Origin of the sequence: Flavobacterium sp. 9AF, assembly GCF_902506265.1 — a bacterium.
Lineage (GTDB): Bacteria > Bacteroidota > Bacteroidia > Flavobacteriales > Flavobacteriaceae > Flavobacterium.
Map to the genome: position 1 here is coordinate 1655805 of NZ_LR733556.1, position 18269 is coordinate 1674073.

Annotated in this window: 18 protein-coding genes; 12 read left to right on the top strand and 6 right to left on the bottom strand. The window is 30.7% G+C overall.

Annotated features, from left to right (window positions below):
- Positions 1-28 precede the first annotated feature (28 nt).
- Together HALO113_RS07680 and HALO113_RS07685 are read left to right on the top strand one after the other, a co-directional pair.
- A complete protein-coding gene (locus HALO113_RS07680) occupies positions 29-697 on the top strand; it encodes a DUF4271 domain-containing protein (protein WP_159778465.1) in 669 nt (222 codons plus the stop codon).
- A 10-nt stretch (positions 698-707) separates the two neighbouring features.
- Positions 708-1466, top strand: coding sequence for a uroporphyrinogen-III synthase (locus HALO113_RS07685; RefSeq protein WP_159778466.1), 759 nt, complete (start codon positions 708-710; stop codon positions 1464-1466).
- Positions 1467-1548: 82 nt separating this feature from the next.
- Here HALO113_RS07685 and pckA read toward each other — a convergent pair whose 3' ends face one another.
- Both pckA and HALO113_RS07695 read right to left on the bottom strand, forming a co-directional pair.
- The gene (gene pckA / locus HALO113_RS07690) at positions 1549-3174 is read right to left on the bottom strand and encodes a phosphoenolpyruvate carboxykinase (ATP) (protein ID WP_159778467.1); all 1626 of its coding nucleotides are present in this window, start codon (positions 3172-3174) and stop codon (positions 1549-1551) included.
- Positions 3175-3246: 72 nt separating this feature from the next.
- Positions 3247-3630, bottom strand: coding sequence for a DUF423 domain-containing protein (locus tag HALO113_RS07695; protein ID WP_159778468.1), 384 nt, complete (start codon positions 3628-3630; stop codon positions 3247-3249).
- Between the two features lie 135 nt (positions 3631-3765).
- On the opposite strand from HALO113_RS07695, the gene HALO113_RS07700 reads away from it, so the two are divergent.
- From HALO113_RS07700 to HALO113_RS07710, 3 genes are all read left to right on the top strand, one after another.
- Positions 3766-6366: a zinc-dependent metalloprotease gene (locus HALO113_RS07700; RefSeq protein WP_159778469.1), complete on the top strand. Its 2601-nt coding sequence runs from the start codon at positions 3766-3768 to the stop codon at positions 6364-6366.
- A 178-nt stretch (positions 6367-6544) separates the two neighbouring features.
- Positions 6545-7915 carry a saccharopine dehydrogenase family protein gene (locus tag HALO113_RS07705; RefSeq protein ID WP_159778470.1) on the top strand — a complete coding sequence of 457 codons (1371 nt, stop codon included), beginning with the start codon at positions 6545-6547 and terminating at the stop codon, positions 7913-7915.
- An 83-nt stretch (positions 7916-7998) separates the two neighbouring features.
- Positions 7999-8469, top strand: a complete 471-nt coding sequence (locus HALO113_RS07710) for an Lrp/AsnC family transcriptional regulator (RefSeq protein WP_159778471.1) — start codon at positions 7999-8001, stop codon at positions 8467-8469.
- Between the two features lie 75 nt (positions 8470-8544).
- On the opposite strand, the gene HALO113_RS07715 is transcribed toward HALO113_RS07710, so the two are convergent.
- Positions 8545-9243 (bottom strand): zinc metallopeptidase, encoded by a 699-nt coding sequence (locus HALO113_RS07715; RefSeq protein ID WP_159778472.1) that lies wholly within the window; start codon positions 9241-9243, stop codon positions 8545-8547.
- A gap of 255 nt (positions 9244-9498) precedes the next feature.
- Here HALO113_RS07715 and HALO113_RS07720 point away from each other — a divergent pair, with 255 nt between their 5' ends.
- The 5 genes from HALO113_RS07720 to HALO113_RS07740 all read left to right on the top strand — a co-directional run bounded on the left by HALO113_RS07720 (position 9499) and on the right by HALO113_RS07740 (position 12376).
- Entirely contained in the window at positions 9499-10365 is an 867-nt protein-coding gene (locus HALO113_RS07720) for a T9SS-dependent choice-of-anchor J family protein (RefSeq protein WP_159778473.1), read from the top strand.
- Between the two features lie 4 nt (positions 10366-10369).
- The gene (locus tag HALO113_RS07725; RefSeq protein ID WP_159778474.1) at positions 10370-10792 is read left to right on the top strand and encodes a hypothetical protein; all 423 of its coding nucleotides are present in this window, start codon (positions 10370-10372) and stop codon (positions 10790-10792) included.
- An 84-nt stretch (positions 10793-10876) separates the two neighbouring features.
- Positions 10877-11374: an outer membrane beta-barrel protein gene (locus tag HALO113_RS07730; protein ID WP_159778475.1), complete on the top strand. Its 498-nt coding sequence runs from the start codon at positions 10877-10879 to the stop codon at positions 11372-11374.
- A gap of 80 nt (positions 11375-11454) precedes the next feature.
- Positions 11455-11652 (top strand): hypothetical protein, encoded by a 198-nt coding sequence (locus HALO113_RS07735; protein ID WP_159778476.1) that lies wholly within the window; start codon positions 11455-11457, stop codon positions 11650-11652.
- Between the two features lie 532 nt (positions 11653-12184).
- A complete protein-coding gene (locus tag HALO113_RS07740; protein WP_159778477.1) occupies positions 12185-12376 on the top strand; it encodes a hypothetical protein in 192 nt (63 codons plus the stop codon).
- A 126-nt stretch (positions 12377-12502) separates the two neighbouring features.
- Here HALO113_RS07740 and HALO113_RS07745 read toward each other — a convergent pair whose 3' ends face one another.
- From HALO113_RS07745 to HALO113_RS07755, 3 genes are all read right to left on the bottom strand, one after another.
- A complete protein-coding gene (locus HALO113_RS07745; RefSeq protein ID WP_201297585.1) occupies positions 12503-12913 on the bottom strand; it encodes a hypothetical protein in 411 nt (136 codons plus the stop codon).
- 72 nt (positions 12914-12985) lie between these two features.
- Positions 12986-13585: a hypothetical protein gene (locus HALO113_RS07750; RefSeq protein ID WP_159778478.1), complete on the bottom strand. Its 600-nt coding sequence runs from the start codon at positions 13583-13585 to the stop codon at positions 12986-12988.
- Between the two features lie 183 nt (positions 13586-13768).
- Positions 13769-16717, bottom strand: a complete 2949-nt coding sequence (locus HALO113_RS07755; RefSeq protein WP_159778479.1) for a leucine--tRNA ligase — start codon at positions 16715-16717, stop codon at positions 13769-13771.
- 154 nt (positions 16718-16871) lie between these two features.
- On the opposite strand from HALO113_RS07755, the gene HALO113_RS07760 reads away from it, so the two are divergent.
- Positions 16872-17747 carry an ABC transporter permease gene (locus HALO113_RS07760; protein ID WP_159778480.1) on the top strand — a complete coding sequence of 292 codons (876 nt, stop codon included), beginning with the start codon at positions 16872-16874 and terminating at the stop codon, positions 17745-17747.
- A gap of 48 nt (positions 17748-17795) precedes the next feature.
- Entirely contained in the window at positions 17796-18038 is a 243-nt protein-coding gene (locus HALO113_RS07765) for a DUF3098 domain-containing protein (protein ID WP_159778481.1), read from the top strand.
- Positions 18039-18269 lie beyond the last annotated feature (231 nt).

Consider the following 18269-nt stretch of genomic DNA (forward strand, 5'->3'; position numbering starts at 1 on the left):
GAAGTTATTTTTTGTAAATTTGCTTCAAATGTTAGCAATACAGTTTCACGAAAGAATTATACAAGTTAACGATTGGGCAACAATTTTATTTGTCCTTAGTTTTGTTATACTTGCTATTAACAAAAATGTATTTCAAGCTCGATTTAGTGAGTTTATAAAATTAGCTATTTCTGACAAATACACTAAAATTTATAAAGACACCAGTAATTTAATGAGTGGCTTTACAATTTCTATGTTTGTCATTCAACTTTTTTCTTTTGCTTTTTTTATTTATCTGTTTTTAAAACAATTTCAAAATACAAAAACAGATGATGGTATTTTGTTTCTACAAATATTTACTTTTTTAAGTGTATTTATTTTATCCAAGTATTTGATCGAAAAAATTATTGCAACAACTTTTAAGATTGAAGAGTTTAATGAACAATTTAACTTATTTAAAGTTAGCTATCGCACATATTTTGGAGTATTACTTTTGCCTATTGATATAATCCTATTTTACAATCCACTTATAAATAAAAATTGGATTTTTTATACTGTGATAATAGTTGTAATCATAGCAAATTTAACTATCTATTTTACCGCCTTAAAAATCTATCAAAATTTGGTATTCCGTAAAATATTTTATTTTATTTTATATCTTTGCACCCTTGAAATAGCACCTTACTATTTTATCTATTATTTTATTACAAAAAATTAGAACAAAGCGTATGTCAAATTTAAAAGTGAAAACAATTTTGGTTTCACAACCAGAGCCTAAAGTAGAGAATTCTCCCTATTTTGAGTTACAAAACAAACTTAAAGTTAAAGTTGACTTCAGACCTTTTATTCATGTAGAAGGTGTTCCGGCCAAAGAAATCAGGGCTCAAAAAATCGATTTAAACAATTTTACAGCTATCATTTTAACTAGTAGAAATTCTGTAGATCATTTTTTTAGAGTTGCTGAAGAAATGCGCTTTAAGGTTCCTGAAGACATGAGGTATTTTTGTCAATCCGAAGCGGTTGCTTTTTACTTACAACGTTACGTTGTTTATAGAAAGAGGAAAATTTATGTTGGTCAAAAAGATTTTGTAGATTTAGCACCACTAATAAAAAAATACAAAGATGAAAAATTTTTGTTACCCGCTTCTGACCAATTAAATTATGACATTCCTCAAACGCTGGATAGTTTAAAAATTTCTTGGACACCTGCAATTTTTTACAGAACAGTAATGAGTGATTTATCAGACTTGAAAGACGTATATTATGATGTTTTGGCTTTTTTCAGCCCAACAGGAATCAAGTCTCTTTTTAAAAATTTTCCAGACTTTAAACAGAACAACACAAGAATTGCGGTTTTTGGTTCAACTACTCAAAAAGAAGCAATTGATAGTGGTTTGCGAGTTGATATAATGGCTCCATCACCTGGAACTCCATCTATGACTGGAGCTCTTGAAAAATATATTTCTGAAGTAAATAAAGGCAAATAACAAGTACATTTTCATTATACTTATAATAATAAGGGTTCTAAAATTTATATTTTAGAACCCTTAATTATTTAGTTTATGTTTATTATAAAGCTGGACCAGCTTTAACTAACTGTTTTCCTTCTTCATTGTCTGTATATTGCTCAAAGTTTTTAACAAATCTAGAAGCTAAATCTTTAGCTTTCTCTTCCCAATTTGAAACATCAGCATACGTCTCTCTTGGATCTAAAATAGAAGAATCCACATCATGCAAAGCCACAGGCACATTAAAATTGAATACAGGAATCACTTTAGTTTCCGCTTTCTCGATTGAACCGTCTAAAATAGCATCGATAATCGCACGAGTATCTTTTATAGAAATTCTCTTACCTGTTCCATTCCATCCTGTGTTAACCATATAAGCGGTTGCCTTATGCTCCTCCATTTTCTTAACCAATTCTTCACCATATTTAGTAGGATGCAAAGATAAAAAAGCCTTTCCAAAACAAGCTGAAAAAGTAGGTTGTGGTTCTGTAACACCTCTTTCAGTTCCTGCTAATTTAGCCGTAAAACCAGATAAAAAGTAATATTTAGTTTGTTCAGGAGTTAATTTAGATACTGGAGGCATTACTCCAAAAGCATCAGCCGTAAGAAAAATTACTTTCGTAGCATGACCTGCTTTAGATACTGGTTTAACAATATTCTCAATGTGCTCAATTGGATAAGATACACGCGTATTTTGAGTTACTGATCCATCTGCAAAATCGATTTTACCATTAGCATCTAAGGTTACATTCTCTAATAAAGCATTTCTTTTAATCGCCTTATAAATATCTGGTTCATTCTCAGCACTCAAATCAATTGTTTTAGCATAACAACCTCCTTCAAAATTAAAGACACCATCGTTATCCCACCCATGCTCATCGTCACCAATTAATTCTCTCTTAGGATCTGTTGAAAGTGTTGTTTTACCTGTACCAGACAAACCAAAGAAAACTGCAACATCACCATCTTTCCCTTTATTAGCCGAACAATGCATCGAAGCAATTCCTTGTAAAGGCAAGTAGTAATTCATCATGGAAAACATTCCTTTCTTCATTTCTCCACCATACCATGTTCCTCCAATTAATTGAATTTTTTCAGTTAAATTGAACGCTACGTATACTTCAGAATTTAAATTATGTTTTTCAAAATCTTTGAATGATGCTTTAGAAGCATTCATTACAATAAAATCGGGATCACCAAAATTTTCCAATTCAGCTTCAGTAGGTCGAATAAACATATTTTTAACAAAATGTGCTTGCCAAGCTACTTCCATTATAAAGCGTACTTTTAAACGTGTATCTTCATTGGCTCCACAAAAAGCATCAACTACATATAATTTTTTTTCAGATAACTGATTTACAGTAGTTTCTTTAAGCGCATTCCACGTTTCTGTTGAAATTGGTTTATTATCATTTACCGCTTTATCAGAAGTCCACCAAATAGAATCTTGGGTTACCTCATCTTTTACAATATACTTGTCTTTTGGAGATCGACCTGTAAATTCTCCTGTCATAACATTCACTGCACCAAGTTCTGACAATTGACCTCTTTCAAATCCTTTTAAATCTTCACTTAATTCTTCTTGGTATAAAAACTCATAAGAAGGATTGTAAATAATTTGTGAAGCGTTTTTAATTCCATATTTTTCCAACGAAATCGTTTTCGTAAATTGGGCGTAGCTATTCATAAAAAATGAGTTATGTTGTATGTTTTTAAAGTGCAAAATTATAAATTTAATTTTAGAATGAAGAACGAATTGTCATTTTTTAGCAAAAACACAATAAAACATGTACATCCAAGAAACAATTAACAACAATCCACCTATAGGTGTTAGTGGACCTATTAACTTAGTTTTTATTGTAGTTAATGCCAAAGTGGCTAAAACATAAATAGATCCTGAAAAGAGAGTTATACCAATAATAACTAAATAAAAAATCACTCCTTTTTCTTTCAATGTTAATATAGAGGAATTGGCCAAAAACAATAAGAACAAGGCATGATAAATTTGATAACGCACACCCACTTCAAAAGTATTTAGCTGATCTACGGTGAGTACTTTTTTTAAACCGTGAGCTCCAAAAGCACCTAAAATGATTGCAATAGTCCCTAAAAGCAAGGCTGTTAAAATAATTTTCTTTTCCATTTTATTTTTTTACAAAAATAGGAACTATTTTTTTTTCAATAATTTACCATTTTTTAGTTTTTTTTAACGCACTTAAAACAAATGTGCTATTTTGTTTTTTATATCTTGCATCACAAAACCAAACCATAATTCCATATGAAAATAAAAAGTTTTAGATTAGACAGAAATTACTTATCGCTATCTTTAATTTGTCTTCTTCTACTTATTGGACAACATTCTGAAGCACAAAGTAGAAAAAAAAGAAAAGAAAAAGAAGCTGCAGCTTTAGCAGCAAAAGAAAAAAAGAGCGACAAGAAAACCATTGCGGAATTAATCAAACAAAGTAAAAAAATAGAAGGTCTTTTTACCATCTACCAAGACACAGTGAATGGAAGCATTCAAATGCTTGTTAAGGAAGACCAAATAGGAAAAAACTTTATTTACTTCAATCAAATTGCCGATGGAGCAGCCGATATCGGTCAATTTAGAGGTTCTTATGGAGAATCTGTAGTATTTAAAGTAGAGAAATATTTTGATAAAATTGAATTTATTACACAAAATACTTCTTTTTATTTCGATCCAAACAATCCCATTTCAAAATCGCAAGATGCAAATTTGAGCCATGGGAATATGGCAAGTGAGAAAATATTAGCATCTGATACAGAAAAAAAAATATACTTAATATCGGCAAATGACCTTTTTTTAAAAGAGACCTTGTCACAAATAAAACCTTCAAAATCTCCATCTGCTTCACCTTTCTCCTTTTCATTAGGTAACTTAGACAAAGATAAAACTAAGATAAATGCTATAAGAAATTATCCTGAAAATACTGATGTTGCTGTAGAATATGTTTATTCTAATCCCTCTGTTTTAAATAACGGTTCAAACTCTTTATCTGATGGTAGAAATGTAAGCATAAAAGTGTATCATAGTTTTATCGCAATACCTGAAAACAATTATGAAATTCGTCTTGATGACCCAAGAGTAGGTTATTTCACCACAGAAGTTAATGATCAAACAGCGACAAATTCAACTCCTTACAGAGATTTAATTCATCGCTGGAATCTAGTAAAAAAAGACCCAAATCTTCCTCTATCTGAACCAGTCACTCCTATTACTTGGTGGATAGAAAACACGACACCAATAGAATGGAGACAAACTATTACCGAAGGTGTGCTAGAATGGAACAAAGCTTTTGAAAAAGCTGGATTTAAAAACGCTATGGTCGTTAAAATCCAACCTGATGACGCAACTTGGGATGCTGGTGATATTCGTTACAATGTATTAAGATGGACTTCCTCACCTAACCCAGCATTTGGAGGCTATGGACCAAGTTTTGTAAATCCATTAACGGGTGAAATTTTAGGAGCTGACATAATGCTAGAATATGTACATTTTACCAATAGAGTTTTATATGATAAATTATATGATTTATCTGCTAGTGCAACAAATGAAGAATTAAATACTTCAAAAACCAATCCTCATTTTTGCTCACTTGGACATATTATGCACGAAAACACGATGTTCGGTCAAGCGCTTCTTAGCACTGTAGCTAATTCTGATTTAGAAATGGCACGCATGAAAAAAGAAGCCATGCTCGCTTTGGTAATGCACGAAGTAGGTCATACTTTAGGTTTAAACCACAATATGAAAGCAAGTCATATTTTTTCGCCAGAGCAATTAAACAACCCTGATTTTATTAAAGGTAAAGCTTTAACTGGTTCGGTAATGGATTATGCAGATATTAACATTACATTAGACAGAACAAAACAAGGACAATATTATGATACTTCAGTAGGCCCATATGATATTTGGGCAATACAATTTGGTTATACTCCTTTCCCATCGGAATTAGAAAAAAAATCCTTATTAAATAAATCTACACAACCAGAATTAATTTTTGGTAATGATGCTGATGACATGCGTTCTCCTGGTAAAGCTATTGACCCAAGAGTAATGATAGGAGATTTATCTAATGACCCTATAACTTATTCGATAAACCGTTTTAAATTGGTTGACAATACAATGAAAGAGGTAAAAGATAAATTTACTAAATCTGGTGAATCATATCATGAATTGAGGAGGGTTTATTATTTATTAAGCAATCAAAAGAACATTGCTGCTGGAGTCATTTCGAGGTTCATTGGTGGTGTTTATGTGGATAGAGCTATGGCTGGACAACTATCCGAAGCTAAACCCTACACTCCTGTTAGTTTGGAGGATCAAAAAAGAGCAATGAATGCACTAGAAACCTATGTATTTTCACCTAATGCTTTTAATGCGCCTAACGAACTTTATAACTTTTTAGCCATGCAGCGAAGAGGATATAACTTTTTTAATGGTCCTGAAGATCCAAAAATTCATTCACAAGTTTTACAATATCAAACCAATATCTTAGATCATATATTGCATTTTAATACTTTACAAAGAATTGTTGACAGCGAATTATATGGAAATAAATACCATTTAACTAATTTTATGGCCGATTTAAGTAATGCTATTTTTAAAGCAGATGTTTATAGTAACATTAATACTTTTAGACAAAATTTACAAGCCGAATACACGAATCGATTAATTGAAATAGCAAAAAACGATCCTAAAAATAAAAATTCTAATGTAGTTAAATCAGTTGCCTTACAAAACTTAAAAACTATAAGAAAAATGCTATCCACTCCAGCGAGTATCGATTTATCGACTAAAGCTCATAAGGATTATTTAGTAACTCTAATCGACAATAATTTGAAAGAAATAAAATAAGCTTACTTTTCTTTTTAAAACAATAAAGCGTCCAAAATTTAAAATGGGCGCTTATTTTTTATACAAAATTTAAAAAGCAAAAAGGCTACACTACAAATAATTTATAATATATTTTATATAAAATTTTTATAAATATAACATTTTACTATCTTCGTGTGATATTTTTGAAAATCTAATCATGAGAAACATTTTAGTTATTGGTGCTGGAAGAAGTGCCTCATCTTTAATCAAATATTTATTAGAAAAATCTGAAAAAGAAAAATTACATATAACTATTGCTGATTTATCTTTAGAATTAGCTGAAAAAAAAGCAGGCAATCACCCAAATGCCAGACCTATTTTATTTGATATTTTAAATGCTGAACAAAGAAAAAAGGAGATTGAAAGAGCAGATATTGTTGTATCGATGCTACCAGCATATATGCATTTAGATGTAGCAAAAGATTGTCTTTATTATAACAAACATATGGTAACTGCTTCATATGTAAGTCCGGCCATGCAAGAGTTAGATTCTGAAGCAAAAGAAAAAGGATTGATTTTTATGAATGAAATAGGTCTAGATCCAGGAATAGACCATATGAGCGCAATGAAAATCATAGATGAAATAAGGGACAAAGGAGGAAAAATGATATTGTTTGAATCCTTTTGTGGTGGATTAGTTGCTCCAGAAAGTGACACTAATTTATGGAATTATAAATTCACTTGGAATCCAAGAAATGTAGTCTTAGCAGGTCAAGGTGGCGCTGCTAAATTCATTCAAGAAGGCACATATAAATACATTCCATATAATAAACTATTTAGAAGAACCGAATTCTTAGAAGTAGAAGGTTTTGGAAGATTTGAAGCCTATGCTAATAGAGATTCTTTAAAATATAGAGAAGTATATGGTTTAGAAAACGCGCTTACTGTTTATCGAGGTACTATAAGAAGAGTTGGCTACTCTAGAGCTTGGGATATTTTGGTTCAACTAGGTATGACAGATGATTCTTATACCATTGATAACTCAGAAAATATGACGTATAGAGAGTTTACCAATTCTTTCTTACCTTATCATCCAACCGATACGGTAGAAATTAAATTAAGACATGCGCAAAAAATAGATCAAGACGATATTATTTGGGATAAACTGTTAGAATTGGATTTATTTAATGGCGAGAAAAAAATCGGTTTAAAAAAAGCAACTCCAGCTCAAATTTTAGAAAAAATACTATCTGAGAAATGGACTCTTGAACCAAATGATAAGGATATGATTGTTATGTATCACAAATTTGGATATGAAATAGAAAACAATAAGTACCAAATAGACGCTACTATGGTTTGTATTGGCGATGACCAAACCTATACTGCTATGGCAAAAACAGTAGGACTTCCTGTTGCTATTGCAACTCTTAAAATATTAAATGGTGAAATCAATTCATCTGGTGTACAATTACCCATTTCAAAAGAAATTTATATGCCTATATTAGAAGAACTAGAAGATTACGGGGTAACATTTAAAGAAATGAAAGTAGATTATATGGGCTATAATCCTTTAAATGTAAGCAGTTAAAGAATATATATTTAAAACAAATATTCTAATTTTAATTACTAAATTAGTAGTTTTATCCATTTACACTTACAAACAAAACAAACATGAAAGTAAATCAGTTACAAATTGAAATAGACGGAATTGACAAAGAAATTCTACGTGATCTTATGGAAGATGCTAGAAAACCCATTTTACAAATCGCAAAAAAAATAGGAATTTCTGGAGCTGCCATCCATCAAAGGTTGAGGAAATTAGAACAAGCAGGTGTAATTTCTGGCTCAAAGTTTACTGTTGACATAAAAGTTTTAGGCTATTCCACAATGGCTTTTGTAGGAGTATATTTAGAAAAAGCATCAAGTAATTCTGATGCAGTAAAAGAACTTAAAAAAATACCTGAAGTATTAGAATGTCACTATACTACTGGAAATTGGAGTATCTTAATAAAAATCATTTGTAAAGACAATGAGCATTTAATGCAATTATTAAATAAAAAAATTCAGGCAATTAATGGCGTGTCTAGAACAGAAACTTTTATATCGCTAGAACAACAAATAGATAGACAGATACAATTCTAAATATCTAAATCTATATAAATAAAAAAAGTCCAAATTTTGAAAATTTGGACTCTTTTTTATATTACAACTAAACATTTAATCTCTAGAACCTAGAATTCGAAATGCCCAATATAAAAGCGATGCTAATGATCCTAGTGCAGCTACAACATAAGTCCTTGCTGCCCATTTTAAAGAGTCTTCAGCTCCAGCATATTCTTGTTGCGTTAACATGTTTTTGTTTTTTAACCATGCTAAAGCTCTATTACTAGCATCATATTCTACTGGTAAAGTAATAAAACTAAACAAAGTAGCCACTGACATTAAAATTAAACCTGCCACAGCAACATAAAACCCAATACTTGTTTTAGCCGCAAATCCTAAAATTAAACCACCCATAATTAACCATTGCGATAATCCTGAAGACACATTTACCATAGGCACCATTTTTGAACGCATCGTTAACCAACTATAAGCCTGAGCATGTTGTACAGCATGACCACATTCATGTGCTGCTACTGCTGCTGCTGCTGCATTCCTTTGATTATAAACTGCTTCACTCAAATTAACAGTTTTATTTACTGGATTATAGTGGTCTGTCAATTGACCTGATGTAGATATCACTTTTACATCATATATACCATTGTCTGCTAACATTTTTTCTGCAATTTCAGCTCCACTCATTCCATTTTGTAAATGTCTTTTGGAATAATAAGCAAACTTACTTTTTAATTTAGCACTTACTAACCAGCTAAAAAGGGCAATACCACCAATTAATATTAAATAAGTAAAATCCATAATTTAATTTTTAAAACATAAAGTTAGTAAATAAATAGCAAAATACATTCCATTTTTTAAAAATGACAGTTTGGCATTTGTCATTACAAGAAAGCCACTTAAAACATACTATAATTTAAAAATTAAAGGTCTGTATTTTATAAAAGCTATGACATTAGCCTTTTACCAACAAAAAAAACTATAGAATTTTACAGCATCAAAAAAAACGGAAGCAAAATTCTAGTTTTTTTAAATCATCAATTATAATCAAAAAACATGAAAAAATTTATTTTCTTATTTGGCATATTAGCCATAACATCATCCATCTCAGCCCAAAATGTTCTTACAGAAAATTTTGATAATTTAAGTTGGCTTATTCCTAATGGATGGATAATTCACAACTCTAGTGAACCTTTAGGTTCAAGTTCTTGGGGTTCACCTAACAATCACTTTCCTCCTTATAATGGTGGAAACAGTTCTTTTATTGCAGTAAATCATCAATCAACAGGAAATATTGGCACAATAAGCAATTGGCTTATAACACCTACTGTATTATTAAACAATGGAGATATCATTAGTTTTTACACAAGAACAGATCATGGTATTTACCCAGACAGACTTGAATTAAGAATTAGCACAAATGGCGATGCTACTATTTTACCCACTTCTTCAAGCAGCTCTCTAGGAGATTTTTCCACTTTAGTCTTAACAGTTAATCCTAACTTAATAGCTAGTGAATATCCTACTACTTGGACTAATTACTCCTATACTATTAGTGGTTTAAGTCAGGCAACAAATTGCAAAGTAGCTTTTAGATATTATGTTACCAATGCGGGTGCAAATGCTCCTAATTCAGATTTTATTGGCATTGATGCAGTAACAATTTCAAGTTCTACACTAAGTAATCCTAATTTCCAGCCTGATGAAGTATCTCTTTATCCTAATCCTTCTACCGATTTAGTTACAATTAATACAGATAAAGACATAAAAAAAATAGAATGTTTTGACTTGTTAGGAAGAAAAACGAATATTCCCCTTCATCAAAACAAAACAATTAGCTTAAGCAATCTAAAAAAGGGTCATTATATTTTAAAAATAACTATTGATGATAATGCAATTACAAAATCTATCGTTAAAAATTAAGATTATGAAAAACATAATATATATATTATTTTTCTTAAGTGTATTCATACTATTTATCTCTTGTAGTAATGAACTACCAGCAGATCATTATATTCAACGATTTAGTAGAAATATCTCTTTTAAAATTATTGGGGAATACAGTGGGGAATTATCAATAAGTTATTCAAATCCAAATGACAATCATGGTGTTACACCAGGAGAAATTACCACTGTATTACCATGGCAAAAGGATATACTTTATAACGAATCAACTAAATTAACGGGTTTAAGCATCAAAGGAAGTGATGGCCTACCTAATGAAATTGTACAGTTATTAATCTATGCTGACGGTGAATTGATAGAAACAGAATTTGCTATTGCTGATGAAAATGGGAAAATTTACGGTGAAACTAGCATCATTTACTTCTATCATAATCCTAATAACTAACTTGTTAACTATCCATTTAAACAGTATTAAGTCAAATAGTACTTACTTATTTCAATAAATTAATCCCATAAACACAAACACAAAATGAAAAAATTACTTTTATTAATTACTACTTTTTTAGCTACTTATAATTTAGCAAATGCACAAGCTCCTTTAGAAAATGGCAAATTACAATTAAATGCAGGATTAGGAACTTCGGGTTGGGGTACACCTATATATGTAGGATTAGATTATGGCTTGGGTAACAACATTACTTTGGGGTCAGAAATTTCATATCGTTCATATGATAGTTACGGATTTAAAATGAGTATTCTTGGAATTCAAGGAAATGCAAATTATCATTTTAATGAGGTTTTAGAAATTCCAAGTCAATGGGATTTATATGCAGGACTAAGTCTTAATTACTACAATTGGAATTTTAAGGATGACTATGCTGAGCAAGTGGTAGATGATACCCATTTTGGCATAGGTATTCAAATTGGTGGGCGTTATTTTTTCACAGATAATTTTGCTATAAACTTAGAAGGCGGTGGTGGAAATGCAACAAGTGGTGGAAAAATAGGAATTACATATAAATTTTAAATGATTTAAAAACAGTTCACTGTTATTATGTACTCCTAATTTATTCCAAACAAATTTATTAACATTAAAAATAATTAATCATGAAAAAAACAATTTTAAGTTTAAAAAATGCTTCGCTTATTACAAAAGACGAACTAAAGAAAATTAATGGTGGGGTAAGTCTTGCTTGTTACCGAGTAATTTGTGGTCTTACACAATCACAATGCAATGCGTATCCATTAATGATTTCTTACAATCCTTCAAATGGTTGTTGTTCCATTGAAACGGGTCGCTGTTAAAAAATTGCTATGAAAAAGATGGTTACTAATTAAAAAAGAAATTCTTTAATCAAAATAATAAGATGATAGACTAAAAAGGGTAATCAAATTGGTTTTTTGTAGTAAAACATTTCCAAATTGTACTCGCATTTGTTTTATCTCATCTTACTATTACATTGATAATAAGGTTAATTGTCCATAAGAAATTCATTATGGAAATATCATAAGGAATAATAGTTTTTAATTTATACTATTATAATTTGTTTTGTTAAATAAGGTGCTCAAAAATGAGCACCTTTTTTTGCAAATAATCTAATCTTTTATTCAAGTTTTTAATTATTTAAATCCAAAAAACATCCTGATATCAGGTATAAAAAATCACTTATCTTAAGGTATTGTAATAAAGTATCTTATAAGGTACATTTGAATAAAATGCTTCTAATCTTTTAGAAATAAAAAAGATTTCCATAAAAAATTGGAATTTAAAAATAATGTCAAAATCCCAATTGACATAAAGTGTTTGGGAACTATTAATTTAATTTTTTAAACAATTATGAAAAAATCAATTTTAAATTTAAAAGGAGTTCAAGAATTAAAAAGCGATGAACTAAAAAAAGTAAACGGTGGAGCTAATGGATGCTGGTTACAAGCTTGTGGTGTTACAAAAGAATACTGTGTAAATGAGTTACAAGGAATCTTTAACAAAAACACAGGATGCTGTGGATATGTCCCATTTTATTGCTAAAATAAAATGAAAATTATCTTCAAAAGAACTCTTTTACTTTTCAATAAAAGTATGTGTCCTTTTAAGATAAAAACTTCTCTTATAAAAAAGAAAGGCTGTCTTTACAACAGCCATTCTTTTTAAAATTTAATTAGGCATTTTTGCCTTATTTACATCCATAACTGGTAATAATCCATTGGAAGGAACATAAATAATTTGTGGTAAATCACCCTTATCTGCTAATTTTTCTAATGTACGAATAAACAAATATTGATTATAGGTTTCACTCAATGTTCCATTTTCTACGCGCATGGCTTCTGCCATACCTTTGGCTCTTTCAATTTCTGCTTGTGCATTCAATTTTTCAGCTTCTAATTTAGCTTTGGCTTCTTCTACCAAAATTCTTCGGTTTTGTTCTGCTTTAGCCATTTCTGCTTTTCCAGCCATTTCTTGTTGCCAAACATTATATCTTGGTAAACCAAACATAAGCAGTGCGACAAATAGAAAAATAAAAAAGAATACACTAATAATTAATTTTCCAACATTTCTTCTTTCCATGTTTTTAAAATTTTGAGTTACTTATTATACGCAAAAAATAAAAAATGTTACAAAAAGAAATGATAAAATGCATCAAGAAACGTTTTTAAATTCTCTGTTTTTTTTCGCTTCTTCAAATAATTGTCTTCTTAAACTTTGCTCTCTTTCTATACAAACTCTTCTGTAAGATTCAAATTCTTCTTCTAAGTCTTTTAAAACAGTTCTCGAATGATGAGTTACTGTGTTTGCTGTTTTAAATTTGTAAAACAAAATTCCTGCTATGGCTAATGCACCTAAAAACAAAACCCACATAGTTATCGAATAATTTTCCTTACTTATTTGTATTCCTAAAAATGAAATACTGGCTTTTTCTTCATTCAATAACTCATTAGTTTGTTTAAGTTCCTGAAGTTGATTTTGTAAAACAATGCTGCTTTTTTTATTTTCAGCTATTTCTTGATGTAAGTTACTCATCATTTGCTCTTGCTTAGCAACATAGTTTTTCAACGTATTTTGAAAACCAGAAATAGCCGCCTTATCAATCACCTTATAGTTTTGATAACTTGATGATTTTGTAATTAAAGTGTGTAAATTAGAAATAATTTGCGGTTCGTTTTCCTGAGCATGTAATTGGAAAAAGACAACACTAAAAATAGCCAGTGTAGCCATCAATTTTTTTGATAGTTTGTTCATGATAGATTTGTTTGTTTTGTTTGCTTTACTTAGGATAATGAAAAAAAAGCAATTTTATTGTGTAAAAATCTAATTTTAAGGTTTTTTTTAGATATTTCATGCTTTTTTATAAGAATTTTCAATAAAAAAATCCCAAACAAACTATTTCAGTCTGATTGGGATTTACTATAAAAGATAAAAAATCTATCCTACTAAATTGATAATTTTTCCTGGAACGATAATTACTTTATTAGGTGTTCTTCCTTGCAATTGATTTTGCGTTCTTTCATCTGCCATTACAATCTCTTCTATTTGTGCTACGGTTAAATCCAATGGTAATTTCATTGTAAAACGCATTTTTCCGTTGAATGAAACGGGATATTCTTTTTCGCTTTCTACCAAATATTTTTCTTCAAAAACTGGAAACGGTATTTTCGCAATCGATCCTTCGTGACCTAAAGCACTCCACAATTCTTCTGCAATATGAGGTGCATAAGGAGATAACACAACTGCTAAAGGTTCTAAAATAGCACGGTGGTGACATTTTTGTTGGGCCAACTCATTCACGCAAATCATAAATTGGGAAACCGAAGTATTGAAAGAAAAGTTCTCGATATCTTCTGTCGCTTTTTTAATCGTTTTATGTAGCGATTTGTACATTTCTGCTGTAGGTTCGTCATTGGTTACTATCAAACCATTATCATCAAAGTACAAACGCCATAATTTTTTAAGGAAACCATACACACCTGTAATTCCTGCAGTATTCCAAGGTTTAGCTTGTTCCAATGGCCCTAAGAACATTTCATACAAACGTAAGGTATCAGCACCATATTCTTCACAAATATCATCTGGATTGACCACGTTGTATTTCGATTTCGACATTTTTTCTACTTCGCGACCAACAATGTATTTCCCGTCTTCTAAGATAAATTCTGCGTTTTTATAATCTGCATATAAAGGATGCGCTTTGAATTTTTCAATATCCAATTCATTGGTAATATCATTGATACATGATAAATCTACGTGAAGTGCTTGTATTTTATATTCTAACTCACTTTCTAATTTATCATCATCAAATTTTATATTACCTAAATCTTTGAGTTTAACTCCTTTTATAATGTTTTCTTGTAATGAAAATAAATTCTTTGAAACAAATATTGGTTTTTTATTTAAAGTATGAACCCTATACACAAAAGCACTCATTCCCAAAATCATTCCCTGATTAATCAATTTTTTGAACGGTTCTTCGGTTGGTGCGAAACCTCTATCTTTTAAGAATTTATTCCAAAAACGAGAGTACAATAAATGTCCGGTTGCGTGTTCGCTCCCTCCTATATATAAATCTACATTTTCCCAATACGCTAAGGCTTCCTTACTTGCAAATTCGTTTTCATTGTGTGCATCCATATAACGCATCCAATACCAAGACGAACCGGCCCAACCTGGCATGGTGTTTAATTCTAAAGGAAAAACTTTAACGTTATCTATTAACTCACAACTGACAACTGATAACTTTTCTGTATCCCAAGCCCAAACCGTTGCGTTTCCTAAAGGCGGTTGTCCATCTTCTGTAGGTAAATACTTTTCTACTTCTGGTAAAACGATAGGTAAATGTTTCAAATCGATCATTTGTGGTAACCCATTTACGTAGTAAACAGGGAAAGGTTCGCCCCAATAACGTTGCCTTGAAAAAACGGCATCACGCAAACGGTAATTGGTTTTTCCTTTGCCTTGCCCTATTTTTTCAAGAGCTTCAATTACTTTTTTGGTTCCTTCTTTATATCCTAAACCATTTAAGAAATCCGAATCCACTAATTCAAAACCTTCTTTGGCTCCAAAAGCGGCTTCCGAAATATCTTGATTGAAAATATTTTTAATTTCAGGCATACCTTTCGTCCCTTTGAAGAAATTGGCAAACGCATAATCACGTTCGTCTCCGCAAGGAACTGCCATAACTGCACCTGTTCCATAACCTGCTAACACATAATCCCCAATCCAAACGGGAATGGGTTCTTTAGTAAACGGATGTTCGGCATACGCTCCTGTAAATACTCCAGAAATCGTTTTCACATCGGCCATACGCTCTCTTTCCGAACGTTTTGAAGTCGCTTCGATATACGCTGCAACCGCTTCTTTTTGTTCTGGTGTTGTAATTTTAGCCACTAAATCGTGTTCTGGTGCTAAGGTCATAAACGTAACTCCAAAAATCGTATCAGGACGTGTGGTAAACACATCGATTTGAAGAGGCTTCTCGACTCCGCTCGAAGTGACATTAAAAGAAACCATTGCTCCAACCGATTTTCCAATCCAGTTGCGTTGTGATTCCTTTAAAGATTCGGTCCAATCGATAGTTTCTAAACCTTGTAATAAGCGTTCGGCATACGCAGAAATACGCATCGACCATTGTGTCATTTTTTTACGGATAACCGGATGTCCTCCACGTTCCGAAACACCATTTACAATTTCGTCATTGGCCAAAACCGTTCCTAATGCGGGGCACCAGTTTACTTCTGTTTCTGCTAAATAGGTTAAACGGTATTGTAATAGTATTTTTTGTTGTGCTTCTGAAGAAAAGGCATTCCATTCTTCTGCAGAAAAAGCAACAATATTATCATCACAAACTGCATTGACAGTAGCATTCCCTTCTTTTTCAAATAATGCAATTAAAGTAGTAATATCTTCTGCTTTATTCGTATCGTTATTGTACCACGAATTGAATAATTGGATAAAAATCCATTGTGTCCATTTGTAATAATCGGCATTTGAAGTACGTACTTCTCTACTCCAATCAAAAGAAAATCCGATTTTATCTAATTGTTCACGGTAACGTGCAATATTTTCTTTGGTCGTTTTATCTGGATGTTGCCCCGTTTGAATCGCATATTGTTCTGCTGGTAACCCAAATGAATCATATCCTTGCGGATGCAACACGTTAAAACCTTTATGTCTTTTATATCTTGCAACGATATCAGAAGCAATATATCCTAGCGGATGGCCCACGTGTAAACCAGCTCCTGATGGATAAGGAAACATATCTAATACATAATATTTTGGTTTACCAGAGGCTTCAGTAGGATTTTCTGCAGCGAAAGTTTGGTTATCTGCCCAATATTTACGCCATTTGGCTTCGATTTCGTTATGAAAATATTTCATTTTTAGATGTAAAATTTAAAAGTTTAGAGTATTTTTCTACTCCTTAAAAAAACTGGTACAAAAATACATTTTAAAATATTAAAGTTAAAACTTTGTTGTGATATTCTATGTAAACAAAATTTCTTTACTATTTTTACCTCATATTTTAAAATTTATGGCATCTTCATTTGAAAATTATAACAAAAGACGTTTAATTTCATCTTACTTTTCGGTTGTGTTAAGTATTTTTTTAGTTCTTTTTTTATTAGGAACTTTAGGTTTATTTGTAATTAATTCAAAAAAAATAACAAATGATTTTAAAGAAAATATTCCCATGACTGTTTTTTTTAAAAATGAAGCAAAAGATAGTGTTTTGAATGCTTTTGACACACAATTAAAAAACGCAAGTTATATTAAAGAATATGCTTTTGTACATAAAGATAGTGCAGCCAAACATAATGTTGACATTGTAGGAAAAGATTTTATGTCTTTTTTAGGCTTTAATCCTTTACAAAATTCGTTTGATATTAATTTAAAAGGAGATTATGTTGTAGCAGATAGCATTAAGAAAATTGAGCATGACATCAAGAAAAACGAAATGGTTTCTGAAATTATCTATGATAAGCAACTAGTAGATTTAGTTAACGACAATATAAAAAGAATAAGTTTATGGATGTTGATTATTAGCGCTTTCCTAGCCATTGTAGCTATGCTACTTATAAACAGTTCGCTTCGTTTGTCTATCTATTCACATCGATTTACCATTAAAACGATGCAAATGGTTGGCGCAACCAAATCGTTTATTAGAAAACCTTTTATTTGGAGAAGTATTAAATTAGGATTAATTGGATCTGGCTTGGCTATTATTGCCTTAGTTGCACTTATGTATTATGTAGATGATTATTTACCTAGTTTAGGATTACTAAAAGATTATGTATCTTTAACTATTGTATTTAGTGGTGTGCTAATTATAGGAATTATTATTACCTCTATTAGTACCTTTTTTGCTACTCAACGTTTTTTAAATTTAAGAACAGATGATCTTTATTAGATTTCGTCTCAATAAATTATATAATACTATTTAGAAAGAAATTAAAATATGAAAAACAAGAACGAAGAAAACAAACCTGATTTTTTATTTGGAAAAGCTAATTATACTTTTTTATTAATAGGATTAGCAGTTATTGCACTAGGTTTTATATTAATGAGTGGTGGCGGTAGTGAAGACCCAAATGTTTGGAATGCGGACATCTTTAATTTTAGAAGGATTCGTTTAGCACCTACAACAGTTTTAGTTGGCTTTGGTATTGTTATTTATTCCATCTTTAAAAAAGAAAAATAAAAAAACACCCTTAAACAGAAGTTCAAGGGTGTGTTACTTAATTTAATTTACAGTTGCCCAATTGTGCTTTGTTTGTTTTTTGTTTGTTTATTTGTTTGTTTATTTGTTTGTTGATACAAATTAAGTGCAATTAAACTTTTTATATACCCCTGAAAAAAGGGGTTTTTTTATTTTTTATAATAAAAAGTATAAAAAAAGAAAATACCCTTAAAACTTAACTCATTTTAAGGG

What these genes read in the sequence shown, in the direction of transcription:
- HALO113_RS07735 (WP_159778476.1), top strand. Translation starts at nt 11,455, where the DNA reads ATGAAAAAAACAATTTTAAGTTTAAAAAATGCTTCGCTTATTACAAAA.
- HALO113_RS07730 (WP_159778475.1), top strand. Translation starts at nt 10,877, where the DNA reads ATGAAAAAATTACTTTTATTAATTACTACTTTTTTAGCTACTTATAAT.
- HALO113_RS07755 (WP_159778479.1), bottom strand. Translation starts at nt 16,717, where the DNA reads ATGAAATATTTTCATAACGAAATCGAAGCCAAATGGCGTAAATATTGG.
- HALO113_RS07700 (WP_159778469.1), top strand. Translation starts at nt 3,766, where the DNA reads ATGAAAATAAAAAGTTTTAGATTAGACAGAAATTACTTATCGCTATCT.
- HALO113_RS07720 (WP_159778473.1), top strand. Translation starts at nt 9,499, where the DNA reads ATGAAAAAATTTATTTTCTTATTTGGCATATTAGCCATAACATCATCC.
- HALO113_RS07740 (WP_159778477.1), top strand. Translation starts at nt 12,185, where the DNA reads ATGAAAAAATCAATTTTAAATTTAAAAGGAGTTCAAGAATTAAAAAGC.
- HALO113_RS07715 (WP_159778472.1), bottom strand. Translation starts at nt 9,243, where the DNA reads ATGGATTTTACTTATTTAATATTAATTGGTGGTATTGCCCTTTTTAGC.
- HALO113_RS07695 (WP_159778468.1), bottom strand. Translation starts at nt 3,630, where the DNA reads ATGGAAAAGAAAATTATTTTAACAGCCTTGCTTTTAGGGACTATTGCA.
- HALO113_RS07765 (WP_159778481.1), top strand. Translation starts at nt 17,796, where the DNA reads ATGAAAAACAAGAACGAAGAAAACAAACCTGATTTTTTATTTGGAAAA.
- HALO113_RS07685 (WP_159778466.1), top strand. Translation starts at nt 708, where the DNA reads ATGTCAAATTTAAAAGTGAAAACAATTTTGGTTTCACAACCAGAGCCT.
- HALO113_RS07680 (WP_159778465.1), top strand. Translation starts at nt 29, where the DNA reads ATGTTAGCAATACAGTTTCACGAAAGAATTATACAAGTTAACGATTGG.
- HALO113_RS07745 (WP_201297585.1), bottom strand. Translation starts at nt 12,913, where the DNA reads ATGGAAAGAAGAAATGTTGGAAAATTAATTATTAGTGTATTCTTTTTT.
- HALO113_RS07710 (WP_159778471.1), top strand. Translation starts at nt 7,999, where the DNA reads ATGAAAGTAAATCAGTTACAAATTGAAATAGACGGAATTGACAAAGAA.
- HALO113_RS07760 (WP_159778480.1), top strand. Translation starts at nt 16,872, where the DNA reads ATGGCATCTTCATTTGAAAATTATAACAAAAGACGTTTAATTTCATCT.
- HALO113_RS07725 (WP_159778474.1), top strand. Translation starts at nt 10,370, where the DNA reads ATGAAAAACATAATATATATATTATTTTTCTTAAGTGTATTCATACTA.
- HALO113_RS07750 (WP_159778478.1), bottom strand. Translation starts at nt 13,585, where the DNA reads ATGAACAAACTATCAAAAAAATTGATGGCTACACTGGCTATTTTTAGT.
- pckA (WP_159778467.1), bottom strand. Translation starts at nt 3,174, where the DNA reads ATGAATAGCTACGCCCAATTTACGAAAACGATTTCGTTGGAAAAATAT.
- HALO113_RS07705 (WP_159778470.1), top strand. Translation starts at nt 6,545, where the DNA reads ATGAGAAACATTTTAGTTATTGGTGCTGGAAGAAGTGCCTCATCTTTA.